We start from the raw sequence: 20,105 nt of genomic DNA on the forward strand, positions 1-20,105 counted from the left end.
GCCATAAGCTCCTGTTTTTTTATTTATAATAAGCGAATCAATGAAAGGGAAAGAATACCTACCAAGACGATCACCAATAAGCTTTTTGAAAGAATAGCAGCTAAAAGCGTAGGAACTGAAGCCAAAGCATTTTCGAGATTAATCTGCGGCAGATGTCCGATGTTTTGGGTAAATAGACTGCTGAACCATAAAGCAGACATAATGACGATTGGGACAAAACTTAAATACTCAAGCAACGGTCGCGGTAAGTCGAATTTTTTCAGTAAGACAAACGGTAGCACCCTAGAAAGCCAAGTCGCTAGAGTACAACCTAAAATAGTCAGCAATGTAAATTCAAAAGAAGGCATGTTTGATCCACACCCCCAATCCGCACCCAATCAATGTTACAACTACGATCACTAAGTTGCTTGGGATAAAAATCAGTCCGACATATACCAGAATCAAAGTGAAACCAATCAGGATCAACTGTAATCGTTTAGAGGTGTTTCTATCAGAAATGACTTGAAGATAAAGTAAGCCGATAAACATAGCGACGATGGCGAAATCCAAACCAAACTGTTTCGGATCAGTAATAAAATTACCTAAAAATGCGCCAACAAGAGAAGAACCCACCCACGTCAAATAAGAAATCCAATTAGCTGTATTCATCCAACGAAAGTTTAACTTTTGTCCAGTATAGTTCAATTTATTCATTCCCAGTGCGAAACTTTCATCTGTCAGCAATGTGCCAATCAGCAGATTTTGAAGTAGCCGATTTTTCTTGAAATAAGGGGCAATCGTCATACTCATCAAAATCATTCGGGAATTGACTAGAAAGGTCGAGAGAACGATGGAAAGCAACGGACTATGGCTAGCAAGCATGCTGACTGTGATAAATTGGGCGGAACCAGCATAGATCAGCAGGGACATCAACGTGACGACTAGCGGATGAAACCCGGCAGCTTTCCCAACGATACCAAATGCAAGTCCAATACCGATATAACCAAAAACGGTAGGTAACGTGTCTTTGATCGCAGTTTTTATATCTAATTTTTCATCCAATAACAAAACTCCTTTAGCACGACATAAATTTTCATAATTGTCGTCAAACTTGTGAATATTCTAAATTTTTGTTCAACGTTTGTCAATGGTAAATAGTTCATACGGGGGGAATACTTAGAAGATAAAATTCTACTAGAAAAAATAAAAATGAGTATATTTCATATAGTAAAAATAAAATAACGTATTATATGTATAATTTTACCGCTTATTCTTTATCCCTTAATGGATTTTAAAATTATAAAACAACTATTATGATTAAGTTTTTTTAAAAATACTGGTAAATGAACAATTGGTTTTAACAGCGATGATATCATGAAAAACAAGGAACGTCTTACGAAAAAATGATTTTTAGAAATGAAAAATGAAGATCAGATGGATTGGTATATGTTATTTCATACAAAATCATGTTGCGATTGTTTTCAACTGAAGGAGAGCCATATTTATAAAGGAGTTGGCAAAATGGAAGTATGGGAGATCATCGAATTTGTTCGAAAGCAAAAAGGTATCTCCGTAGCAGAATTATGCGGAAAGGAAGTCAGCCGATCCGTTTACGAACGGTTTGTAAAAAATCAAGCAGACACGACAGTTAGCAAATTTTCATATTTTTTACAAAAACTCAATCTTGGTTATGATGAACTGAGGATATTCGATTATCCGCCGGAAGTGGCAAACATGGACCGGATGATGAAAGAAATGGTTTTAGCATTTATGAATCAAGATAAAGAAGAATTAAAACATTTGATCAGCCTGTGCGAAGAAAAAGGAGACATCACTCAAAAGGAGAGACATCTAGCTAGTTTATGTAAATTACTGATTGCTCGTATAGTAGATGAGCCAATTGCTGTTGCTGATTCAGAAGTTTATCAGTATCTGATTTATGCACAGACATGGACGAACTATGAGTTGGTGTTATTCAATCATTGTATGTATGCTTTTGATCCATTCTTTATCGATTTAGTGTTAGATAAAGCATTAGTCAGTATTTCCGCTTATCAAAATAGCAAGGATCGAAAGAATGAGAGCTTTCGGATGCTGGCAAACGCGATTATCCACTTTATCCAGCAGCAACAACGCGGACTAATTTGGAAATATATCTCAAAACTTGAAGCAGTCTTTTTAGAAGAAGATATGTTCTTTGAACGAAATCAGTATTCCCTACTCACTGGAATCTGGGAGATGATCAAAGGAAATGAAAAAGGAAGACAAAAAGTAAACCAAGCGTTGCAGATTTGTCAGCAACTTGGTGCAACGAAATATCATAAAATGAATCATGATCTTTTGAGAAATGTAGAAAGAATCTATGAAATCGATTTTCAATTAGACGAATTACTAGTAGTAGACAAATAAAAAGAGAGACAGCCGAGGTGTTACATCAAATACCTTGGCTATTTTTTTGCATGAAAAATATCAAAAGGATAATGAGACAATAAAAAATCAAATCAAAAAAATTTTTTCAAATATTTACGTACTTAATAAATGGGAGAATATTCACCACATATAAAACGAAGGAGGATCATCTGCATTTACAAGAAGGAATATTCGTTCCGGATAGAAAAAAAAGGAGGATAGAGGAGTATTGTCAGGTAAATATTAGCTGTTTTTTTATATTTTTTTGAGAAAGAACATAAAACATTAAAATATCAGCTAGTTTTTAAGAATTATTTCAAAGTGATTTGTAATAAATTTAAAAAGGTCATACTTAGAAAAATATGTGTGATTAGAAATGACTTGTATAGTTATTTTTCTTGGATTTTTGACCAGTCAAAAAAGGAGGGAGAAAGAGGTAAAATAACACATCGTATACGACACATGATGTGCGTGAATGCTACATTTTGACCACATAGACAAAAAATAGTTTATGATGTACGCGTAACAAAAAATAACTTTTTATTAGGAGGAACAAACATGGCAGGAGCAATTGCAGTCACACCCGAACAGCTTAAATCACAGGCAAAGGTCTACCAACAGGCAGCATCTCAAATCCAAGATGCGATCAGAAAGGTCAATTCCATGAACCAACAAATCGCTCAACAATGGAAAGGGCAAGCCTTCCAAGCATATTTAGAGCAATACAATCAGCTGGAAGGAAATGTCAAACAGATGGAGCAGTTATTGGAAAGCATCAATCAACAGTTGAACAAGTATGCTGACACTGTGGCAGAGCGGGATCGTCAAGACGCTGGCTCATTTGGATTTTAAGCAAATGGAAGAGGCAGTGAGAACCCTCATCGCCTCTTCCTTTCAATAGGGGCTTGTTCAACACAGGTATTAGGACCAATTTTTGTACAAATTTTTCAATAAGTTTTCACAAAAATTTGCCCTATTACTTGAAGCAAAAAAGTTTCGTCATTCATTGGGAAGGAGTGGACGTTTTTGATATGAAAATAAATTTAAAAAGAAAGGTTTCTTTATTCCTGACAATCATTGCCAGTCTATGTCTATTGCTTTTCTTCATCTATCTAGGTTTCAAAGATGAGAACGTCACGATCAGTACAACTGATCCTACAGGGAAAATGCAATATGCACTAGTCAACGAAGATAAAGGAGCAGTATTTGAAGGCAAAAATTATTCATTAGGTTCGGATTTTGTGACATTGATCAATAAAGACAGTAAAAATCGCTGGGAAACCACCACTCGAAACATCGCTACAGCTGGTGTAGAAAGCGGGCAATTTGATGCGCAAATCATCATTCCCCAAGATTTTTCTGAAAAATTGCTATCGCTGCAAAGTATCAATCCGGAAAAAGCATTGATCGAATATCAAGTTCGAGATGGACAAAATGAAATCACGAATCAAATGATTCAAGACAATGTCAACATGATCTTAACGGACTTCAATCAGCGGATTATCCAAATGTATTTTTCCAGTATCGTCGGGAATTTATTTGAAGCACAGCAAAACGTGAATCAAATCGCCGGAACACAAGTAAACTATCAGACGAATTTGGAATCATCTATTTACAGTCCATTCAAAGAAATCCCAGGCAATTATACGAATGTGCTGGAAACAGCCAGTATTTTAGACACAGACAATCAGTCTTTTAGTGCCCAGCAGCAAGCCTTTGTCCAGTCGGTCAAAGAGTTGCTAGACAGAAACAACCAAGGATTAGAAGGAGGCTGCCAATCGACTGAAACAGTCAAAGAATCGGTCGAGGACTACACGAAGCAGGCAAATGAAAAACTGAAAGAATCGATCAAACAATTCAATGATCAAGTAGCGATGCAAAAAAAGCAGCTCAACGAACAATGGGAAACAGATACGGCAGACTATAAAAAGCAGCATGATCAATTGAATGAAACAATCTTGTCCCAGTTGGGTGATTTTTATACCAACAATGAACAAGAAAGCACAGGTGTGTACGCCGGTTTTTTATCAGAATCGGTTCTTTTCCAAGTGACACAAATAAAAAGAATCACGGAACTTCAGGCAGAAATCGCTGAGCTACAAGCCCAGACAGAACAGTTGACCCAGTTGAAAAGCCAGATTGCAGCGACTTATTACAATGATCCTGCAGCTACTCCTGATACAGCAACCACCGAGCAAGTGAAAACAGCTATCCTCCAGCTGATTTCCGATTTGGGAGGGAACACACCCAAATTGAACGCTGAGTATCAAGGAACACTAGAGACCTCATTGGCTCAGATCCCAGACAAGAGCTTGGAACAGTTAGTGGACGAATTAGCAAAACAGCAAGTGATCACACCTGATCAAGCTTCCCTTTACTTGGATGAACTGGCAATCGTCCGAAAATACGCCCATGATTTGAACAAGCCATTGGGAAAAGAGGTCCATTTCACGTATTTAGATCCTAGACAAGGACATTCTGAAATGATCACCATTCCGCAGCAAACAGTCACGCTTTCCATGGACCCGACAAAAGAGAATACTTATTCGATCCAATTACCAGCTGATTCGCAAGAACAAGTCAGTGTGATGCTAGATGGTCCCAAGCTGCAAGAAATCGAACAGTTAGTGAATGATGAACTGCATCCTTATCGCTATCAAACTACGATCATCGACCATTCAGATCATCAATTTACATTCGCAGCACCTGAAAAAATCGAAGAAACGGAAGAAAGTACGCAAGATTCAACAGATGACCTGCAAGAAAAAGAATTGCCGAAACAGGTGACATTCACGGTCAACCTGCCGATCATCTGGCATTTGAACTCAATAGAACAAGCGACATCTTATAATGAACTTCACTATTCATGGTGCAGGAACGAAACGGTCCAAAGCGATCATCACTATGCCGTCTATCTCCCGGTGGATCAGCCGCTGATCGATGATGTGCCTAAAATTCTGACACATTTACAAGCACTGGATACTGCTGCGCAGCAAATCGCGACTCTTTTCGGTAATCCGAACCAGTCGTTATCAGTCCAGTCTTATGCTGCCATGATCCGTGCGTCAGAAAATCAAGGGAAAACAGTTCTGGAATTAGCTAAAGACCAATCGATTTATCGTCGGTATGACAATATTACGAATGCTGAGAAACAAACGGTCATTACCGATAAATTATATGAAGAATACAAGAAATCAGGAGACAGGATCTACAAGGACACCGAGACTCAGATCAATCGACTGCAAGCGGTCATTGGGCATGAAACAGATCAGAATAAAGAAGAAGTCAGCCCTACGCTTTACGGCACATTGAATCTGATGACCATCCCGGAAAAACTGCTACAGGAAGCAGATAAATTGAATCAATGGTTCACAGATGCCAACCGGCAAATCAAGGATGCATACAATGCATGGGGCGAAACAGCAAAAATCGAAGCCACATCAGTGATCAATGAAGAAAATCCACATCCTGAAGAAAACGAGATGAAACAAATTGCTAACCAAACAGAGTCTTTAGTCCAAACGATGCAGGAACTGATGCGATCATCCAAAGAAACGGCTGCTAGCACCGAGAAATCTGCTGCAGAAGTCAAAGATATCGCGCCGGTAATCGAAGAATTAAAAACAACGACAGTTGATGTTCAGTCAAATGCGACAACGATCCTCACCAATCTGGATCAATCGATTCAACAATCGAAGCAAATAACGAAAGAAAACGAAGAATATGCAAAGACCTTTGAAAAAGTGTTGTCCAACACGAAAAACGGCGGAGCAGACAATACACAAGTTTTCCATTTTCTGTCACGGCCGATCCAAGGAAAAGGTGTGTTCGGACAAACAAGGCAAATCTCGTTAGTTCCTTATTACGCAACATTAACTGGCGCGATTCTGCTTATGGTCGCAGGGCTTTCATTACTAGGATTTATGAAAAAACGTAAAGTGACAGAAGCCAATCTGCTGGTTCAGCCGACAAGGATATGGCTGAACGTTCCTAATGTCTTCCTTCTTTCGTTTGTGACGACCTTACTTGCCGGTTTTTATGCTGGTGCTACCAGTGCAAGTGCTGGCACAGCGAATCGCTTGTTGTGGTTCAGCTATGCCTTTTTGACCTTTGCCAGCATGCAGCTGCTTGTCACAGGCTGTTTACGGCAATTCAAGAAACTTACCTTATATGGTTACGGTAGCGTTCTAGGATTGTATTTCATACTCACACCATTATTAGGAGTGACGGTCAAAATAGGTTCATTCACCGAGTTTCTCTATCGGCTGTCACCGCTCCAAAATATCCAAAATGGTTTTACAGTCCTGCTGAATGGCGGACGTATCAGTTGGATCAGTTATCTTGTGATCGCCATCCTTCTTGTTTTAGGACTGTTTCTGAATCTCATTGTTCTTCCTGAAGAACAAGATAGAAAAGAGCGTGAATCATGAATAAAAAAAGGAAAATCTGTTGGATCATCGGTATTTTGAGTGTTCATTTTCCTATTAGCTTCGACGGAACACGTGTGCATGCTGAACAAGGGTCTCTTATAATCAACAATCAGGTAATCTATGAGGATCAGCAAACGGAAGCAAGCGGAAACGAGGTCTCATTTGCCATCAACGACTTGTTTTTGGCGGAGAAAGAAGCGAAAGATCAGCAATTGAAAGCAAAACAAAAAGAACTGGTCTCAACTGCACAGAAAAAAATATTTTTTGAGGAAACGACTGAGCCAGAAGCTCTTGACCAAAAAGTAATGCCTTATCTCTTCAAAGAAGGAGACACTGTTGCTTCAGTCCAAAGTACTTCTTCTTCGACTATGCAGCAAAGGAAAGTAAATCAGCTGGTTACCTTTAGCGGCTATGTTCTTGGCGGAAGCCTATGCATAGGAATCGGTCTATTTTTAGGGAAACAATTAGCTTATCACAAAAATAAAAGGAGCAGGAGTGGCGTGTAGCATGGAAAAAGGTACAACAATCAGTATCAGTCTGCATATAGCTGATCGGATCATCGATCTGAAAGTCCCAAGCCAAGTCACTGTGGCACGACTGAAAACAATTTTACAAGAGTCGTTTCCAATCATTCATATCCGACTTCCCGAAAATTTTGAATTGGCTCTTTTGAATAAACCCATCCATTTGAGAAATGAGGCCATCTTAGCTGATTATTCTTTAGGCAATGGCGATCAGTTACAAGTGATCGAAAGACAAAAAAACAGGGAGGAAAACCCACTGTGAGAGAAATACAGAACATCGAGCAAACCATTGGATTTATGAACGAGACTAACGCTATAGAGGTGACTCTGCAGGCCAATCAGTATAGATTGGACAAACTGACACAGTATCAGCACTTTTTAGCACCTGGTATCCGAATGCTGTCAGGAGAGATTACAGAAGCAACAGAAGAAAAGCTGGTTATTCGCTATAAAAAAGAATCGGATACCTTGCCGCTTGAGCAAGTCGTCAAAAAGGAAGAGCTCTTCCACCGTTTGCTGCTGGCACAAAAAATCCATTTCTTAACGGATTTTCTACACCGTCCAGCTCAGCCTTTCCTCCATCCTGCTAATCTATTCGTTCGTGGAGAAGAACTAGTTATCGGGCACCGAGGATTTATGGAAACAATCGTCCCTTATATCAATGAAGAAGATGATTTTATCAAGCAATATCGGGCATTGGTCCTTTATATCCTGCATCCTAGATTAAACTATGAACTGCTGATTGAAGGCAGCGGTACGCTGAAAGATGCCTTTACAAAAAAAATAAACGAAGCAGATACGATCGAAATCATCGATCAGTTGCTGGCAACGGAGATTCTGAAGCAAAAGCAAAAGCGAGCCAAAGAAACACAAGTGGTCAGCAAAAGAAATCATCAGATTTTTAAGTGGAGCAGCTTGGTATTGGGGGTATCGACAATCGGATTTGCTGTTGCGACAGGGATCTATGCTCTGGATAAACTACCGGCACAAGAGCGTATCAGTTCCGCTGAGACACAATATATCGCCAATGATTATGCTGGTGTTTTGAATACGTTGAAAGAAGACGAACCTGAAAAACTGCCCACTGGTGCTAAATATGTTGCCGCAGTCAGTGCCGTACAACTGGACAATTTGTCCAATGAACAAAAGGCAGCTATTTTAAATAACTTGTCCCTTAAATCGAGCGACAACACATTGCTTTACTGGATCTATGCTGGAAAAGGGAACTTCGATAAGGCATTGGATGTCGCTAAGAATCTTGGTGACAATCAATATATCTTACACGCTTATACCAAGTTATACGATGCAACAAAGACCAACAACAAGATGAAAGGTGAGAAAAAACAAGAATTGCTCACAAAGTATGAAGAAGAGATCAATAAATACATGAAGTTGTTAGGAGGAGAAGATGGAAATGAAGCCAACTGATCGGTTCGTCCCATTAAGTGATCAAATCCGGACATCTGTAAAGATCCTCTTTGATATTTTTTATTTTGGTGAAACGTTCGTCCATGAACAACTCACCGAGAAACAGCGTCAAGTCGTACTTAACGGTCAAAGCTTCACTTATGAAGACCAGAAGTTATTGTGTGACGGAAAACCAATCAAGTCAGATGAGCACTTGCTGATTTTAAGACATGAAGAGCTAGAAACTGTGTTTACGAATAAGCCAAAAAAAGATTTTCTGATCTCCGGAGCGAAAAAATCGGCAGTTTTTTTAGAAACAGATGCATTGATCTCAATTCCTATCGATCCTAAAACCAAAGAATATCAGCTGAAGATCTATCCGAGTAAGGAACATGTTTACTATAACAATCAGCTTGTACAAGAAGGTACATTTTCCTTTGGCGTAGGAGATCGGTTGATGGTCGATCGTTTAGTGATCGAAGTTCGGGAAAAGCAGCTGCGTTTCACCAGTCTGGGCACAAACTATCAGCTGGATCCATGGAAACTAGTAGAAGAAACATTTCTTCCCGAATATCCGGATGATTTCCCATTTTTTAGAAGAAGCCCGCGTATCCATTTGAAAGAACCAGCGAATGAAATCGAGATCCTTGCACCGAAACCAAAAGAAACAGAAGGCAGGAATGACTTATTGAAAACAATCGTGCCACCACTTGGTATGGTCGTTTTAAGCGGTGCCACAAGTTTTCTTAGCGGAGGAAACCCGATCATGATGCTGAGCATGGGTGGTGCGAGTCTATTGACAGCTGGTTTTTCAGTTTCCAGTTATCTGACCAATAAAAAAGAAACGAAACGAACAAACGAGGAACGGGAAACCACCTACCGCCAGTATATGCTTCAAAAAAAATCAGAACTGAACAAGCTGCAGCAAAAACAAAAAGAAGCGTTAGCGTATATGAATCCTTCTATAGATGATTTGGCTGTGATGGCTAAAGAATATCATGCGCGGATCTATGAGCGTATGAGCCGCAATGAAGATTTTTTGAATATTCGAGTGGGCACAGGAGAAATTATCTCCAGTTTCAAGACGAACTACCAGCCAGCAGAAGAAGATGATTTGAGCAAAGAAGCAGAAGAACAGCTCGTCTGGCCTTATAAACAGTTGGACGAAGCGCCAATCGTCGTTCCGCTAAAGGATCAGACGCTAGGATTAGCAGGACCATCTGCTGTACTGCGAACCGCCGTCCAAACCATCCTTTTCCAATTATCGGTTCTTCATTCGTACCGAGATGTCGAATTCATCACATTGGTTCCGGAAGCGGATTATCAAAAGGAGTGGAGTGCCTGGCGCTGGCTACCCCATACGAAGATCCGACATTTGAATCTTCGGGGAATCGTCCATCACGCACAGTCACGGGACATGGTCCTGAATTCCTTTTATCAAATGCTGACAAAGCGACGCCAGCAAGTCAAAGAAGCCGGAAATGAAACAGTTGTTTTTCAGCCGCATTACATTTTTTCGATCCTTGATGAAAGCTGGCTTTCAGGTCATGGATTGAATGAATTTCTGGCTGAAGACATGAGTCCGTACGGTGTGACAGTCATTTGGGGAAAAGAAGCCTTGAACATGCTACCGGAGACAACGACAACGCTCATCGAATATCAAAGTAGTGAATCTGCTACCCTGATCAATCAAAACAGCGAATACATCAATCAGACCTTCTTGCCAAATCATCTGCCAACTAGCTATCCACTGGAGCAAGCCATCCAGCGTTTAGCGAACTTGCAGCACGTGGAAGTGGAGAAGAATGCGGTGCCGGAAAGTCTTAGTTTATTAGATCAATACGAAGTGAAAAAAATAGAAGAACTTTCTATTCGGACTCGCTGGTTGAAAGCTGAACCAAACAAATCAATTCGTTCTTTGATTGGCTGGAGAGGAAAATCGGAGTATGTCTATTGGGATCTGCATGAGCGGGTTCATGGTCCACATGCACTCGTTGGAGGAACGACTGGTTCAGGAAAATCGGAGTTTTTGACCACCTATTTGCTAGGTTTGGCGATTAATTTTTCTCCAGAAGATATCGGAATGTTGATTATTGATTGGAAAGGTGGAGGAATTGCAAATACATTAGAAAAATTACCTCATTTCATGGGGGCAATTACTAATCTAGATGGTGCAGGGACGGCTCGTGCATTGGCAAGTATCAAAGCAGAACTGAACAAAAGACAAAGAGAGTTTGCTAAATATGGAGTAAACAATATCAATGGATACATGAGTTTATATAAACAACGTCTAAACCCTAATCCAGCTATCACTTATCCTAGTAAACCATTACCACATTTGATTTTAGTTTCAGATGAATTTGCTGAATTAAAAGCAAATGTTCCTGAATTCTTAGAAGAATTGACCTCAGTAGCACGAATCGGCCGATCGCTAGGAGTCCATTTGATTCTAGCCACACAAAAGCCATCTGGTGTGGTAAATGATCAGATTGAAGCAAATAGTACAAGTAAAATCGCACTTAAAATGGCTAGTGTCCAAGATTCGAATGAATTACTAAAAACCCCAGATGCTGCTCAAATCATAAATCCTGGTCGTGGTTATCTTAAAGTTGGCGAAAATGAAGTATATGAATTATTCCAAAGCGGTTATGCCGGTGTTTCATATGATCCAGACAAAATAATCGAAGAGAATGTGGACGAACGGATTTTTATGATCAATGATTTAGGGCAATCAGAGGTGCTCTATGATCCTGGTGAGGAAGTGATTCAAGGAAAAGATACTAGCGAATTACCAACGCAACTAGAGGCAGTGATTGACAAGATCGATCAAATTTTTCAACAGTCGGATTATATCCTCCCCGAGAAGCCTTGGTTACCCAATCTGGAAGACCAGATCGTGACGCCGTCTGTGAAAGAAACGAAAGAAAGAAAAATGGATATCCCGCTTGGAGTAGTAGACATACCGTCCAGACAAACGCAAGAAATCTATAACTATGATTTGGTAAAAGCTAGCCACACTGCTATATTTGCAAGTCCGGGGTACGGAAAATCAACAATATTACAAACGATTACGATGAATCTTTCACGTCAGAACACGCCGGAACAGATTCACTTTCATTTATTGGACTTTGGGAATAATGGTCTATTGCCATTAAAAAACTTGCCTCACACAGCAGACATTGTCACTTTGGAGGAAGACGAAAAGCTGCAAAAAATGTTGGATAGGATTTCTCTTGTATTAATAGAAAGAAAACAGTTATTCAAAGAATGCGGCGTAGCAAATCTTGAACAATATGAAACAAAAAGGCAAATAACATTACCAATCGTTGTTACAGTTCTTGATAGCTATGATGGTCTAAGCACGGATGATACGCGTAAGGAAAAAATCGATGGACTACTCCTACAGCTGCTTCGTGATGGTGCGAGTTTAGGATGCTATCTTATTTTTACTGCCAATCGAGTAGGTAGCATTCGTACGAATATGCTGAGTAATATTTCTACCAAAATAGCTCTATATTTGAATGATGAAACGGAAATCACCAGCTTAGTAGGTCGTGCAAGCCTTGTTCCTCAATCAATTAATGGGCGTGGCCAAGTTGTACTCGATGAACCCGCAGCTATCCAAATTTATTTACCAGTGGCAGGAGAAAATAATGCAGCAATTCTTGAACATTTAGAAAAAGAAGTATCTTCGATGGAACAAGCATGGAATGGCGTAAGACCAGAAAAAATTCCGATGGTTCCAAGTGAATTGACGTATGAAACATTTAATGGATTTGTACCGAAAAAAGAAAGAGATGCGTTTTATTTAGGATTGAATAAGTTATCATCAATACCTGAGTCTTTCCATTTATTTCAAGGAAAAACATTGGGGATTTTCACAGAATCCAATAGACAATTCCAACTATTGACTCCTTGGTTTATCCAACAAGTCACAGGGTTTCAATCAGAAGCAGATATTGTCATCATTGATGTTTCAGGTACTTTAGAGAAAATAGCTGACAAGGTAGCAGTTTACATTGATCGAACACAAATCAGTCATCAAAATGTCGAATTGAAAGAAGCGATAGACGCTATGTTAGAAAGTAACGTGAAGAAGCGCTTGGTGGTTGTGAATGGGTTAGTGAATTTTACAGATAAATTATCTTTGGACGCTGAAGAAGTTGCGCAGGTATTAGCCAACGGGAAAGAGCAGTTACAAGTAATCGTTTTTGATAATTTAACAAAAATCGATGCAACTTATCAAAGTTTGAATTTATTAGATGATCCTTTTGTTACTTTTATGAATAAAGATGTCAATAGATTACCTGATCCTCAAGGCGGAAGAAAGATATTTGCTAGAGGGATAGGTACTCTACTCATTTTATTTTTAGTAGGAATTAATTTTTTAATCGCATTTATATCTACAAAAGGTAGCGAAGGAGAATTAGGGGAGAGTACAGTCCCAAAGCCAGATATTAATTTTTTACCAATAGAACTATTCTATGTATTATTTCTTCTATGGATTATTTTAGTAATAATTTTTAGAGATAAAGGAGAATATTATCTTTCAAGAATAAAAGGACAGTTTAATATAAACTTATATATAGTTTGGCTACTGTTAGAAGTGAACTTGTTATTCATAACATTCTTCTTAAAACCATTGACGTTAATAGGCATGAGCTTGTTACTGAGTATATTAGTAATGATAGGTTATATAGTATTTAGGACTAAAAAAAGATCATTAGAAAATGTGCTATACGAAACAGAAAAAGAGAAAGATAAAATAGATAAATTGGTAGAAAAAGTATTAAAACTAGTGATGAAATATGGCTGGTTAGTTGTAATTATAGTTGCGCTATGGAAGCTGATTTTCCCAAGCAGTAATGAAGTTCGAACAGATCTTGTAGGATTTATAGGTATTTTAGGAATGTGGCTAGCGATGGATATTGCAGTGATTATCGTAGAAGCTTATTTATTCTTCCCATATCTTTTACACGGTTATTACAAATATAAATATCCTGAAGAATATCGTGAATGGGAAGGCAAAACACAATTGGAATGGTACGGAGAGAAGTATTTTAATAAGCATATAAAAGGTACAGAAAAAGAGGAGAAAATAAATGACTGAAAAACAAGAATTATTACCATTAGGAAGCATCGTGTTATTGGAAGAAGGATTACAGAAATTAGTAGTAGTAGGGCGAGGTGTGGTATACACAGATCAAGTGACTGGAAAAGATACCTTTGCAGATTATATGGCTGCCTTATATCCAACGGGCTTGAATCCAGAGACGACTATTTTCTTTAATCATGAAAACATCGATAAAGTAGTATTCAAAGGATATTCGGATGAAGAAGAGGAACGATTTTTAGAGATATACCAAGAATGGAAAAACGACCTTGATTCTTCTGCAAAAAAAGAAAGCCAAGTGACTGAAACATTTGGTTTCTAATTGTTTTGCAAAATGTTTTAAAGAAAACAGTACTGCAATTCTTTCTAAAAAGAGGAAGGTTTCCTCTTTTTAGAAGTACATAGTAGGACTTCAAACATTAGAACAAATTACTAGCTGTTCAAATGAAAAACAATTATACCGCGAGAACATCCATTATGATCATTTGGTACGTAAAAGAATGCCATTCGATGAGGAATTAGGAGATAGCTAATTGGTTAATAGAAAAATAATATTCAATCAAAAAAAGGTCAGTACTCATTAAAGCAAGGCTGTCCTTTTTTTGATTTTAGAAAAGTTATTTTTCTTTTCCCAACTTCAACTTCCGAATATTCAAAAAGTGCTGAGCAGTGACTGCCAGGGCACCGTATAAAATCGCATTGCCTTTCAATCGGGTGTTGCGTACCAAAATGTCTTTCGTAAACTGGCTTGTCAAGTTCGCATGGATTTGTTCGATCATTTGCGGATTTTTTTCGTAAAGCTTACTATTGATGACGATCACATCTGGGTCATACATCATGATGATATTATTGATCCCAATGCTTAACAGGGCAGCATTTTTTTTGAGTAGAGCTGTGGCATCTGTGTCTCCCTTTTTGACATAATCAGTCAAGATATCTGAGTTGACATAGTCTAACCCTTTTAACCGGGCAAATTCTTCATAAACAGCTTTGCTGGAAGCATATTGTTCCAAGCATCCTGAATTCCCACAAGGACAAGGTCGACCATCAGGGTATAAAATCGAGTGACCAAGTTCCCCAGCCTTTCCATGTTTGCCGACTTGCAATTTCCCAGATGCTACAATCCCGCAACCAATACCACTGTGTATACTAATACTTACAAGGTTTTGATAATGGGAAGAGAAGGTATATTCTCCCAAAGCAGCCAAGTTTGCTTCGTTATGTAGGTAAATGGGAAAGTCATAATGATCAGCTAATTCTTTTTGTAAATCGATTTTGTGCAGATCATAATAGGGCGTAAAAATTGGGTGGTCTTCGAAAACTACGCCGTGTATACCAATCGTCATCCCGACAATTCCATGTGGCGTTTCTGGCAAGTCTCTTATCAATTGATGGATTGACTCTTGAATGTGATCAAACACGTTTGTGGCATCAATCGAGATCCGACGCTTAGAGATCGAAGATAGGACAGTGCCGTCAATATAAGAAAGCATTCCTTCTAAATAATTATAGCCAATATCAAAAGAAAGAGCTGTGGCAGATTGGGGATTGAAAGTCAACATGATCGGCTTTCTTCCTCCTGCAGTGGAGGCATCTCCGACACGGGTTTCAACAATCAGCTGATCATCAAGAAGTTTTTTAGTGATGTCTGACACAGATGCTTTGTTCAACCCTGTTGCAGCGGCTAATTCTGCGCGAAATACTTCTTTTTTTTCAATAATCGTTTTTAAAAGCGTTGCTTGATTCAATTCGCGAATCGTGTATTTACTTGAGATCATAGAAGTTCCTTTCTTGGTCCTCTGCTAGTAAAACCAACGTTATATGTTAAAGTATAGCGTGTCTTATTCCATTCGACAATGAAACATTTGTTATAAAATTAGAATCAATTAAATGACAAATGAATTTTTTGAAAGCGCTTGACAAAGATAAAGAAAGTCGCTTATGATGCAATTGTAAATTAGTTTAGTGTACTAATCAACTAAAAACAAGGAGGAACAAGATGAGTTATTTTCCGATGATCAAAGAAGTAAAGTATGAAGGGCCAAGAACAGAAAATCCATTTGCTTATCGCCATTATGATCCTGAACAAGAAATCTTGGGGAAACCAATGAAAGAACATTTACGATTTGCAGCTGCTTACTGGCACACGATGACGCAAGACGGATCTGATCCATTCGGCGACCCTGTGAATATTCGCTCTTGGGAAGGCGAAAATCCATTAGAAACAGCGAAGAACCGAGTAGAAGCATTTTTTGAACTTCTTGAAAAATTGCATATCGAATATTTCTGTTTCCATGATGTAGACATTGCTCCAGCTGGGGATTCTTTAGAAGAATTTTTCCAAAACATAGATACCATCACAGATTTGATCAAAGAAAAAATGGAACAGACTGGGATCAAGTTGCTTTGGAATACCGCCAATTTATTTTCTCATCCGCGTTTTGTCCATGGAGCAGCTTCGTCAAGCAACGCAGAAGTTTTTGCCTACGCTGCAGCTCAAGTAAAGAAAGGATTAGATGTCAGTAAAAAGCTAAATGGAAAGAACTACGTCTTCTGGGGCGGACGAGAAGGTTATGAGTCTTTGCTGAACACGGATATGAGATTCGAACAGGACAATATTGCGCGGTTATTCAAAATGGCGGTGGCATATGGTGAAAAAATCGAACATAAACCGCAATTTTTGATCGAACCTAAGCCCAAAGAACCTTCGAAACATCAATATGACTTTGACGCTGCTACGACAATGGCATTTATCCAGAAATATGATTTATCAGGAGACTTCAAACTCAATCTTGAAGCAAATCATGCGACTTTGGCAGGCCACACCTTTGAACATGAATTGACTGTTGCCCGATGCTATGATGCTTTGGGATCAGTCGATGCCAATCAAGGAGATCTTCTTCTAGGGTGGGATACAGATGAATTTCCAACCAATATTTATGACACGACGCTAGCCATGTACGAAATTTTGAAAAATGGCGGGATCGCACCAGGAGGAATCAACTTCGATTCGAAAGTACGACGTTCTTCCTTTGAGATGGAAGATCTATTACTTGCGCATATTGCTGGAATGGATACCTTTGCACGAGGGTTGAAAGCTGCCGCCCGATTGATAGAAGAGGAGTTTTTCGAAACAATCAAAGAAAAACGTTATGCAAGCTATAAATCAGGTGTGGGAGAACGGATCGTCATGGATCAGGAAGATCTTGAAACACTGACGGAGTATGCTTTAGCACATGACCAAATAAAGAATGAATCAAGTCACTTAGAATGGATCAAGTCGCGTTTGAACGATTACCTAGTATAGAAAGGAATTCTTTATGATAAATAACCCGATTTTAACTGGATTCCATCCAGATCCTAGTGTTTGTCGTGTTGGGAAAGATTATTATATCGCTGTTTCTACTTTTGAATGGTTCCCAGGTGTCATGATCTATCATTCAAAGGATTTAAAACATTGGCACTTGGTAAGTACGCCTGTCAACCGAACAAGTCAGCTGAATATGTTAGGGAACCCGGATTCTGGAGGTGTCTGGGCTCCTGCTTTGAGTTATCACGATGGGAAATTCTGGCTGATCTATTCCGATGTCAAGGAATTGAGTGGTAGTTGGAAAGACGTGAACAATTATTTGATTACATGTGATACCATCGACGGAAAATGGACAGATCCAATCTATTTGAATAGCTCAGGATTCGATCCTTCCTTGTTCCATGAGGAAGATGGGAAAAAGTACTTGGTCAGTATGGTTTGGGATTATCGTCCTACTCGTCATTCTTTTTATGGAATCGCCCTTCAAGAATATTCACCCGAAGAAAGAAAATTGATTGGTCCATCAAAGATCATCTTTAAAGGGACGAATCGAAAATTGACAGAAGCACCTCATCTTTATAAAATCAACGGCTATTACTATTTGCTGACTGCAGAAGGTGGCACGAAGTATGAACATGCGGCAACCATTGCCCGATCAAAGAAAATCGAGGGTCCGTACGAGATCCATCCAGAGAATCCGTTGATTACTTCTTGGTCATATCCCGAACTGCCTTTGCAAAAAGCAGGTCATGGGTCGTTCGTTCAGACACATACAGATGAATGGTATTTTGTCCATTTGACAGCTAGACCACTAAAATACAAAGAAACACCGCTTTTAGAAAACAGAGGGTATTGCCCCTTAGGAAGGGAAACTGCGATCCAAAAAATAGAGTGGAAAGGGGGATGGCCGTATATAACTGGAGGGAATTTTCCAAAAAATACAGTGGAAAGCCCGTCCATACCAGAACAGATGTGGGAAAAAACTCCTATCAAAGAATCATTCGATCAAGAACAGCTCCCTCTGCATTTTCAAACATTAAGGATTCCCTTTACTGAAGAAATCGGTAGTTTGACTGAGCGAAAAGGTTATTTGAGACTGTTTGGTCGAGAATCATTCCATTCGCTGTTCACCAAATCTTTAGTTGCTAGACGATGGCAGCATTTTTCATTTGAAGCCGTGACGAAAGTAGAATGTTCACCTGAGAATTTTATGCAACTAGCAGGAATGACGAATTATTACAATACTAAGAACTGGTCAAGCATCCATCTTACACATGATGAAGAGAAGGGACGGGTCATCGCTCTTTTAGATTGTGACAACGGACAATTATGTGAACCAGTCGGAATTATCCCCACACCCGATAATGTAAGCGCTGTATATTTAAAAACTATTGTTTCTTATGAGACATATCATTATTCTTATTCATTCGACGGGAAAGTATGGATAGACGTTGGTCATACTTTTGATAGCTTAAAACTTTCCGATGATTATACTGCTGAAACCCAAGAAGGATTTTTCACGGGAGCATTTGTCGGTATGTTTGCCATCGATACTTCCGGCACAAGACTGGCTGCAGATTTTGATTTCTTTTCGTATGAAGAAAAAGGAGGGAAGCCATGAAACAATGGAAGAAGCTGAGTGTCGCTCTATTAGGAGTCAGTCTGATAGGCGTACTAACTGCTTGTGGAACGGGATCTGAACGTTCTTCAGAAGACAATTTAGAATTGACTGTGTGGACGTTCACAGACGAACTTTCGACGATGATCAATGAGTATTATTTGCCAGCTCATGAATCTTTGGATTACGAGATAAAGATCGTAGAGATTCCTTCTGATCAGTTTGAGACAAAATTAGATCCAGTGTTAGGAACAAGAAATGCACCTGATGTCATTGCCTTAGAATCTGCGTTCGTAAAAAAATATGTCGAATCAGGATTGATGGCTGATCTAGGAGAATACGGTCTGGAAGAAGCAGCAAGTGATACCTACTTATATGTCAAGGATGTCGGAACTAGCAGAGAAGGGACTTTACATGCTTTAGCTTGGCAAGCAGCGCCTGGCGGATTTTATTATCGTGCTTCTCTAGCAGAATCACTTTTAGGGATTACAGATGCAGACCAGATGCAAGAGCAAATAGCTGATTACGAGAAATTTTATGAAGTGGCAAAAGAAGTCAAAGAAAACAGTGGTGGGACTGTCCAGATGATCTCCAGTGTCCAAGACTTAGCAAAACCATTTTTTGGTATGCGGGAATCAGGATGGGTGGAAGATGAAAAGCTAATCATCGATGATAAACTTCATGAATTAATGGATATTTCACGGCGATTTGTTGAAGAAGATTTGACGAAAGATACAGAAGGTCAATCAGAAGCATGGTTTGCTGGAATGAATGGCGAGACAGACTTTGGATATAGTCTGCCTACATGGGGATTACATTATTGGTTGAAACAAAATGCTACTTCTGCAGACGGCTCTAGAACAACAGAAGGGGATTGGCGGATGATCCAAGGACCTTCTTCTTGGTTTTGGGGTGGTACATGGATCGGTGCCACGGACACCTCAGAAATGAAAGAAGAAGCGGCAGCGCTGATCCAATATCTAACTACTGATCCAGAATTTTTGGAACAATGGGCAAAAGATACGGGAGACTTCGTATCGAATGAACGGGTAGTAGAAGCAATCAAATCGTCTTACCAAGAAGACTTTCTGGGCGGGCAAAACCATTATGATGAGTTTTCTGAAATGGTCCAATCAATCAATGCAAAAATTCTGACTGAATATGATCAAACAATCGAAACGTTGTTTATCGACCATTGCTTGACACCTTATTCTAAAGGAGAGACGGACAAAGAATCGGCTATCCAAAATTTCAAAGATGCCGTAGCAAATGCTTATCCTGATTTAGAAATCGATTAGTTGGGACAGTTGTCTAA

Annotated in this window: 14 protein-coding genes; 11 read left to right on the plus strand and 3 right to left on the minus strand. The window is 39.2% G+C overall.

Annotation, left to right across the window (positions count from 1 at the left end):
- Window positions 1–23: 23 nt before the first annotated feature.
- Complete coding sequence (locus OZZ83_RS07570; RefSeq protein WP_002310520.1) at window positions 24–347, minus strand: AzlD domain-containing protein; 324 nt, start codon at window positions 345–347, stop codon at window positions 24–26.
- Window positions 334–1,041 carry an AzlC family ABC transporter permease gene (locus tag OZZ83_RS07575; protein WP_002348207.1) on the minus strand — a complete coding sequence of 236 codons (708 nt, stop codon included), beginning with the start codon at window positions 1,039–1,041 and terminating at the stop codon, window positions 334–336. The genes OZZ83_RS07570 and OZZ83_RS07575 overlap by 14 nt, the downstream gene beginning before the upstream one ends.
- 459 nt (window positions 1,042–1,500) lie before the next feature.
- Between OZZ83_RS07575 and OZZ83_RS07580 the strand changes: the two genes are divergently transcribed.
- The 8 genes from OZZ83_RS07580 (at window position 1,501) to OZZ83_RS07615 (ending at window position 14,184) form a co-directional block, all read left to right on the plus strand.
- Window positions 1,501–2,388 carry an Rgg family transcriptional regulator gene (locus OZZ83_RS07580; RefSeq protein ID WP_025478078.1) on the plus strand — a complete coding sequence of 296 codons (888 nt, stop codon included), beginning with the start codon at window positions 1,501–1,503 and terminating at the stop codon, window positions 2,386–2,388.
- A gap of 558 nt (window positions 2,389–2,946) precedes the next feature.
- Window positions 2,947–3,240 (plus strand): WXG100 family type VII secretion target, encoded by a 294-nt coding sequence (locus tag OZZ83_RS07585; protein WP_002310516.1) that lies wholly within the window; start codon window positions 2,947–2,949, stop codon window positions 3,238–3,240.
- Between the two features lie 179 nt (window positions 3,241–3,419).
- Entirely contained in the window at window positions 3,420–6,818 is a 3,399-nt protein-coding gene (esaA, locus tag OZZ83_RS07590) for a type VII secretion protein EsaA (protein ID WP_278023574.1), read from the plus strand.
- On the plus strand, window positions 6,815–7,324 hold the full coding sequence (locus tag OZZ83_RS07595; protein ID WP_002345639.1) for a hypothetical protein: 510 nt from the start codon (window positions 6,815–6,817) through the stop codon (window positions 7,322–7,324). The genes esaA and OZZ83_RS07595 overlap by 4 nt, the downstream gene beginning before the upstream one ends.
- A 1-nt stretch (window position 7,325) precedes the next feature.
- Entirely contained in the window at window positions 7,326–7,604 is a 279-nt protein-coding gene (locus tag OZZ83_RS07600; protein ID WP_002345640.1) for an EsaB/YukD family protein, read from the plus strand.
- Window positions 7,601–8,770, plus strand: a complete 1,170-nt coding sequence (gene essB, locus OZZ83_RS07605; RefSeq protein ID WP_278023576.1) for a type VII secretion protein EssB — start codon at window positions 7,601–7,603, stop codon at window positions 8,768–8,770. The genes OZZ83_RS07600 and essB overlap by 4 nt, the downstream gene beginning before the upstream one ends.
- The gene (gene essC, locus OZZ83_RS07610; protein WP_278023578.1) at window positions 8,751–13,859 is read left to right on the plus strand and encodes a type VII secretion protein EssC; all 5,109 of its coding nucleotides are present in this window, start codon (window positions 8,751–8,753) and stop codon (window positions 13,857–13,859) included. Before essB ends, essC begins: the two co-directional genes overlap by 20 nt.
- On the plus strand, window positions 13,852–14,184 hold the full coding sequence (locus OZZ83_RS07615; protein WP_278023580.1) for a DUF4176 domain-containing protein: 333 nt from the start codon (window positions 13,852–13,854) through the stop codon (window positions 14,182–14,184). The genes essC and OZZ83_RS07615 overlap by 8 nt, the downstream gene beginning before the upstream one ends.
- Window positions 14,185–14,479: 295 nt before the next feature.
- Here the strand turns inward: OZZ83_RS07615 and OZZ83_RS07620 are convergent, their stop codons facing one another.
- Window positions 14,480–15,640 carry an ROK family transcriptional regulator gene (locus tag OZZ83_RS07620; RefSeq protein ID WP_002310498.1) on the minus strand — a complete coding sequence of 387 codons (1,161 nt, stop codon included), beginning with the start codon at window positions 15,638–15,640 and terminating at the stop codon, window positions 14,480–14,482.
- Window positions 15,641–15,861: 221 nt separating this feature from the next.
- Here OZZ83_RS07620 and xylA point away from each other — a divergent pair, with 221 nt between their 5' ends.
- Genes xylA through OZZ83_RS07635 form a run of 3 tightly spaced genes read left to right on the plus strand, consistent with a single transcriptional unit; the run spans window position 15,862 to window position 20,088 of the window.
- Window positions 15,862–17,169 carry a xylose isomerase gene (xylA, locus tag OZZ83_RS07625; RefSeq protein ID WP_325066038.1) on the plus strand — a complete coding sequence of 436 codons (1,308 nt, stop codon included), beginning with the start codon at window positions 15,862–15,864 and terminating at the stop codon, window positions 17,167–17,169.
- A 13-nt stretch (window positions 17,170–17,182) separates the two neighbouring features.
- Window positions 17,183–18,793 (plus strand): glycoside hydrolase family 43 protein, encoded by a 1,611-nt coding sequence (locus OZZ83_RS07630; protein WP_278023582.1) that lies wholly within the window; start codon window positions 17,183–17,185, stop codon window positions 18,791–18,793.
- Window positions 18,790–20,088 carry an ABC transporter substrate-binding protein gene (locus OZZ83_RS07635; RefSeq protein ID WP_002320454.1) on the plus strand — a complete coding sequence of 433 codons (1,299 nt, stop codon included), beginning with the start codon at window positions 18,790–18,792 and terminating at the stop codon, window positions 20,086–20,088. The genes OZZ83_RS07630 and OZZ83_RS07635 overlap by 4 nt, the downstream gene beginning before the upstream one ends.
- Window positions 20,089–20,105: the final 17 nt, after the last annotated feature.

This window comes from Enterococcus sp. E5-162 (assembly GCF_035725965.1).
GTDB lineage: Bacteria > Bacillota > Bacilli > Lactobacillales > Enterococcaceae > Enterococcus_B > Enterococcus_B lactis.

Excerpts from the sequence above, each read along its gene's own strand:
- esaA (WP_278023574.1), top strand. The coding sequence starts at position 3,420 with ATGAAAATAAATTTAAAAAGAAAGGTTTCTTTATTCCTGACAATCATT.
- xylA (WP_325066038.1), top strand. The coding sequence starts at position 15,862 with ATGAGTTATTTTCCGATGATCAAAGAAGTAAAGTATGAAGGGCCAAGA.
- OZZ83_RS07635 (WP_002320454.1), top strand. The coding sequence starts at position 18,790 with ATGAAACAATGGAAGAAGCTGAGTGTCGCTCTATTAGGAGTCAGTCTG.
- OZZ83_RS07615 (WP_278023580.1), top strand. The coding sequence starts at position 13,852 with ATGACTGAAAAACAAGAATTATTACCATTAGGAAGCATCGTGTTATTG.
- OZZ83_RS07620 (WP_002310498.1), bottom strand. The coding sequence starts at position 15,640 with ATGATCTCAAGTAAATACACGATTCGCGAATTGAATCAAGCAACGCTT.
- OZZ83_RS07630 (WP_278023582.1), top strand. The coding sequence starts at position 17,183 with ATGATAAATAACCCGATTTTAACTGGATTCCATCCAGATCCTAGTGTT.
- OZZ83_RS07600 (WP_002345640.1), top strand. The coding sequence starts at position 7,326 with ATGGAAAAAGGTACAACAATCAGTATCAGTCTGCATATAGCTGATCGG.
- OZZ83_RS07595 (WP_002345639.1), top strand. The coding sequence starts at position 6,815 with ATGAATAAAAAAAGGAAAATCTGTTGGATCATCGGTATTTTGAGTGTT.
- essC (WP_278023578.1), top strand. The coding sequence starts at position 8,751 with ATGGAAATGAAGCCAACTGATCGGTTCGTCCCATTAAGTGATCAAATC.
- OZZ83_RS07580 (WP_025478078.1), top strand. The coding sequence starts at position 1,501 with ATGGAAGTATGGGAGATCATCGAATTTGTTCGAAAGCAAAAAGGTATC.
- OZZ83_RS07570 (WP_002310520.1), bottom strand. The coding sequence starts at position 347 with ATGCCTTCTTTTGAATTTACATTGCTGACTATTTTAGGTTGTACTCTA.
- OZZ83_RS07585 (WP_002310516.1), top strand. The coding sequence starts at position 2,947 with ATGGCAGGAGCAATTGCAGTCACACCCGAACAGCTTAAATCACAGGCA.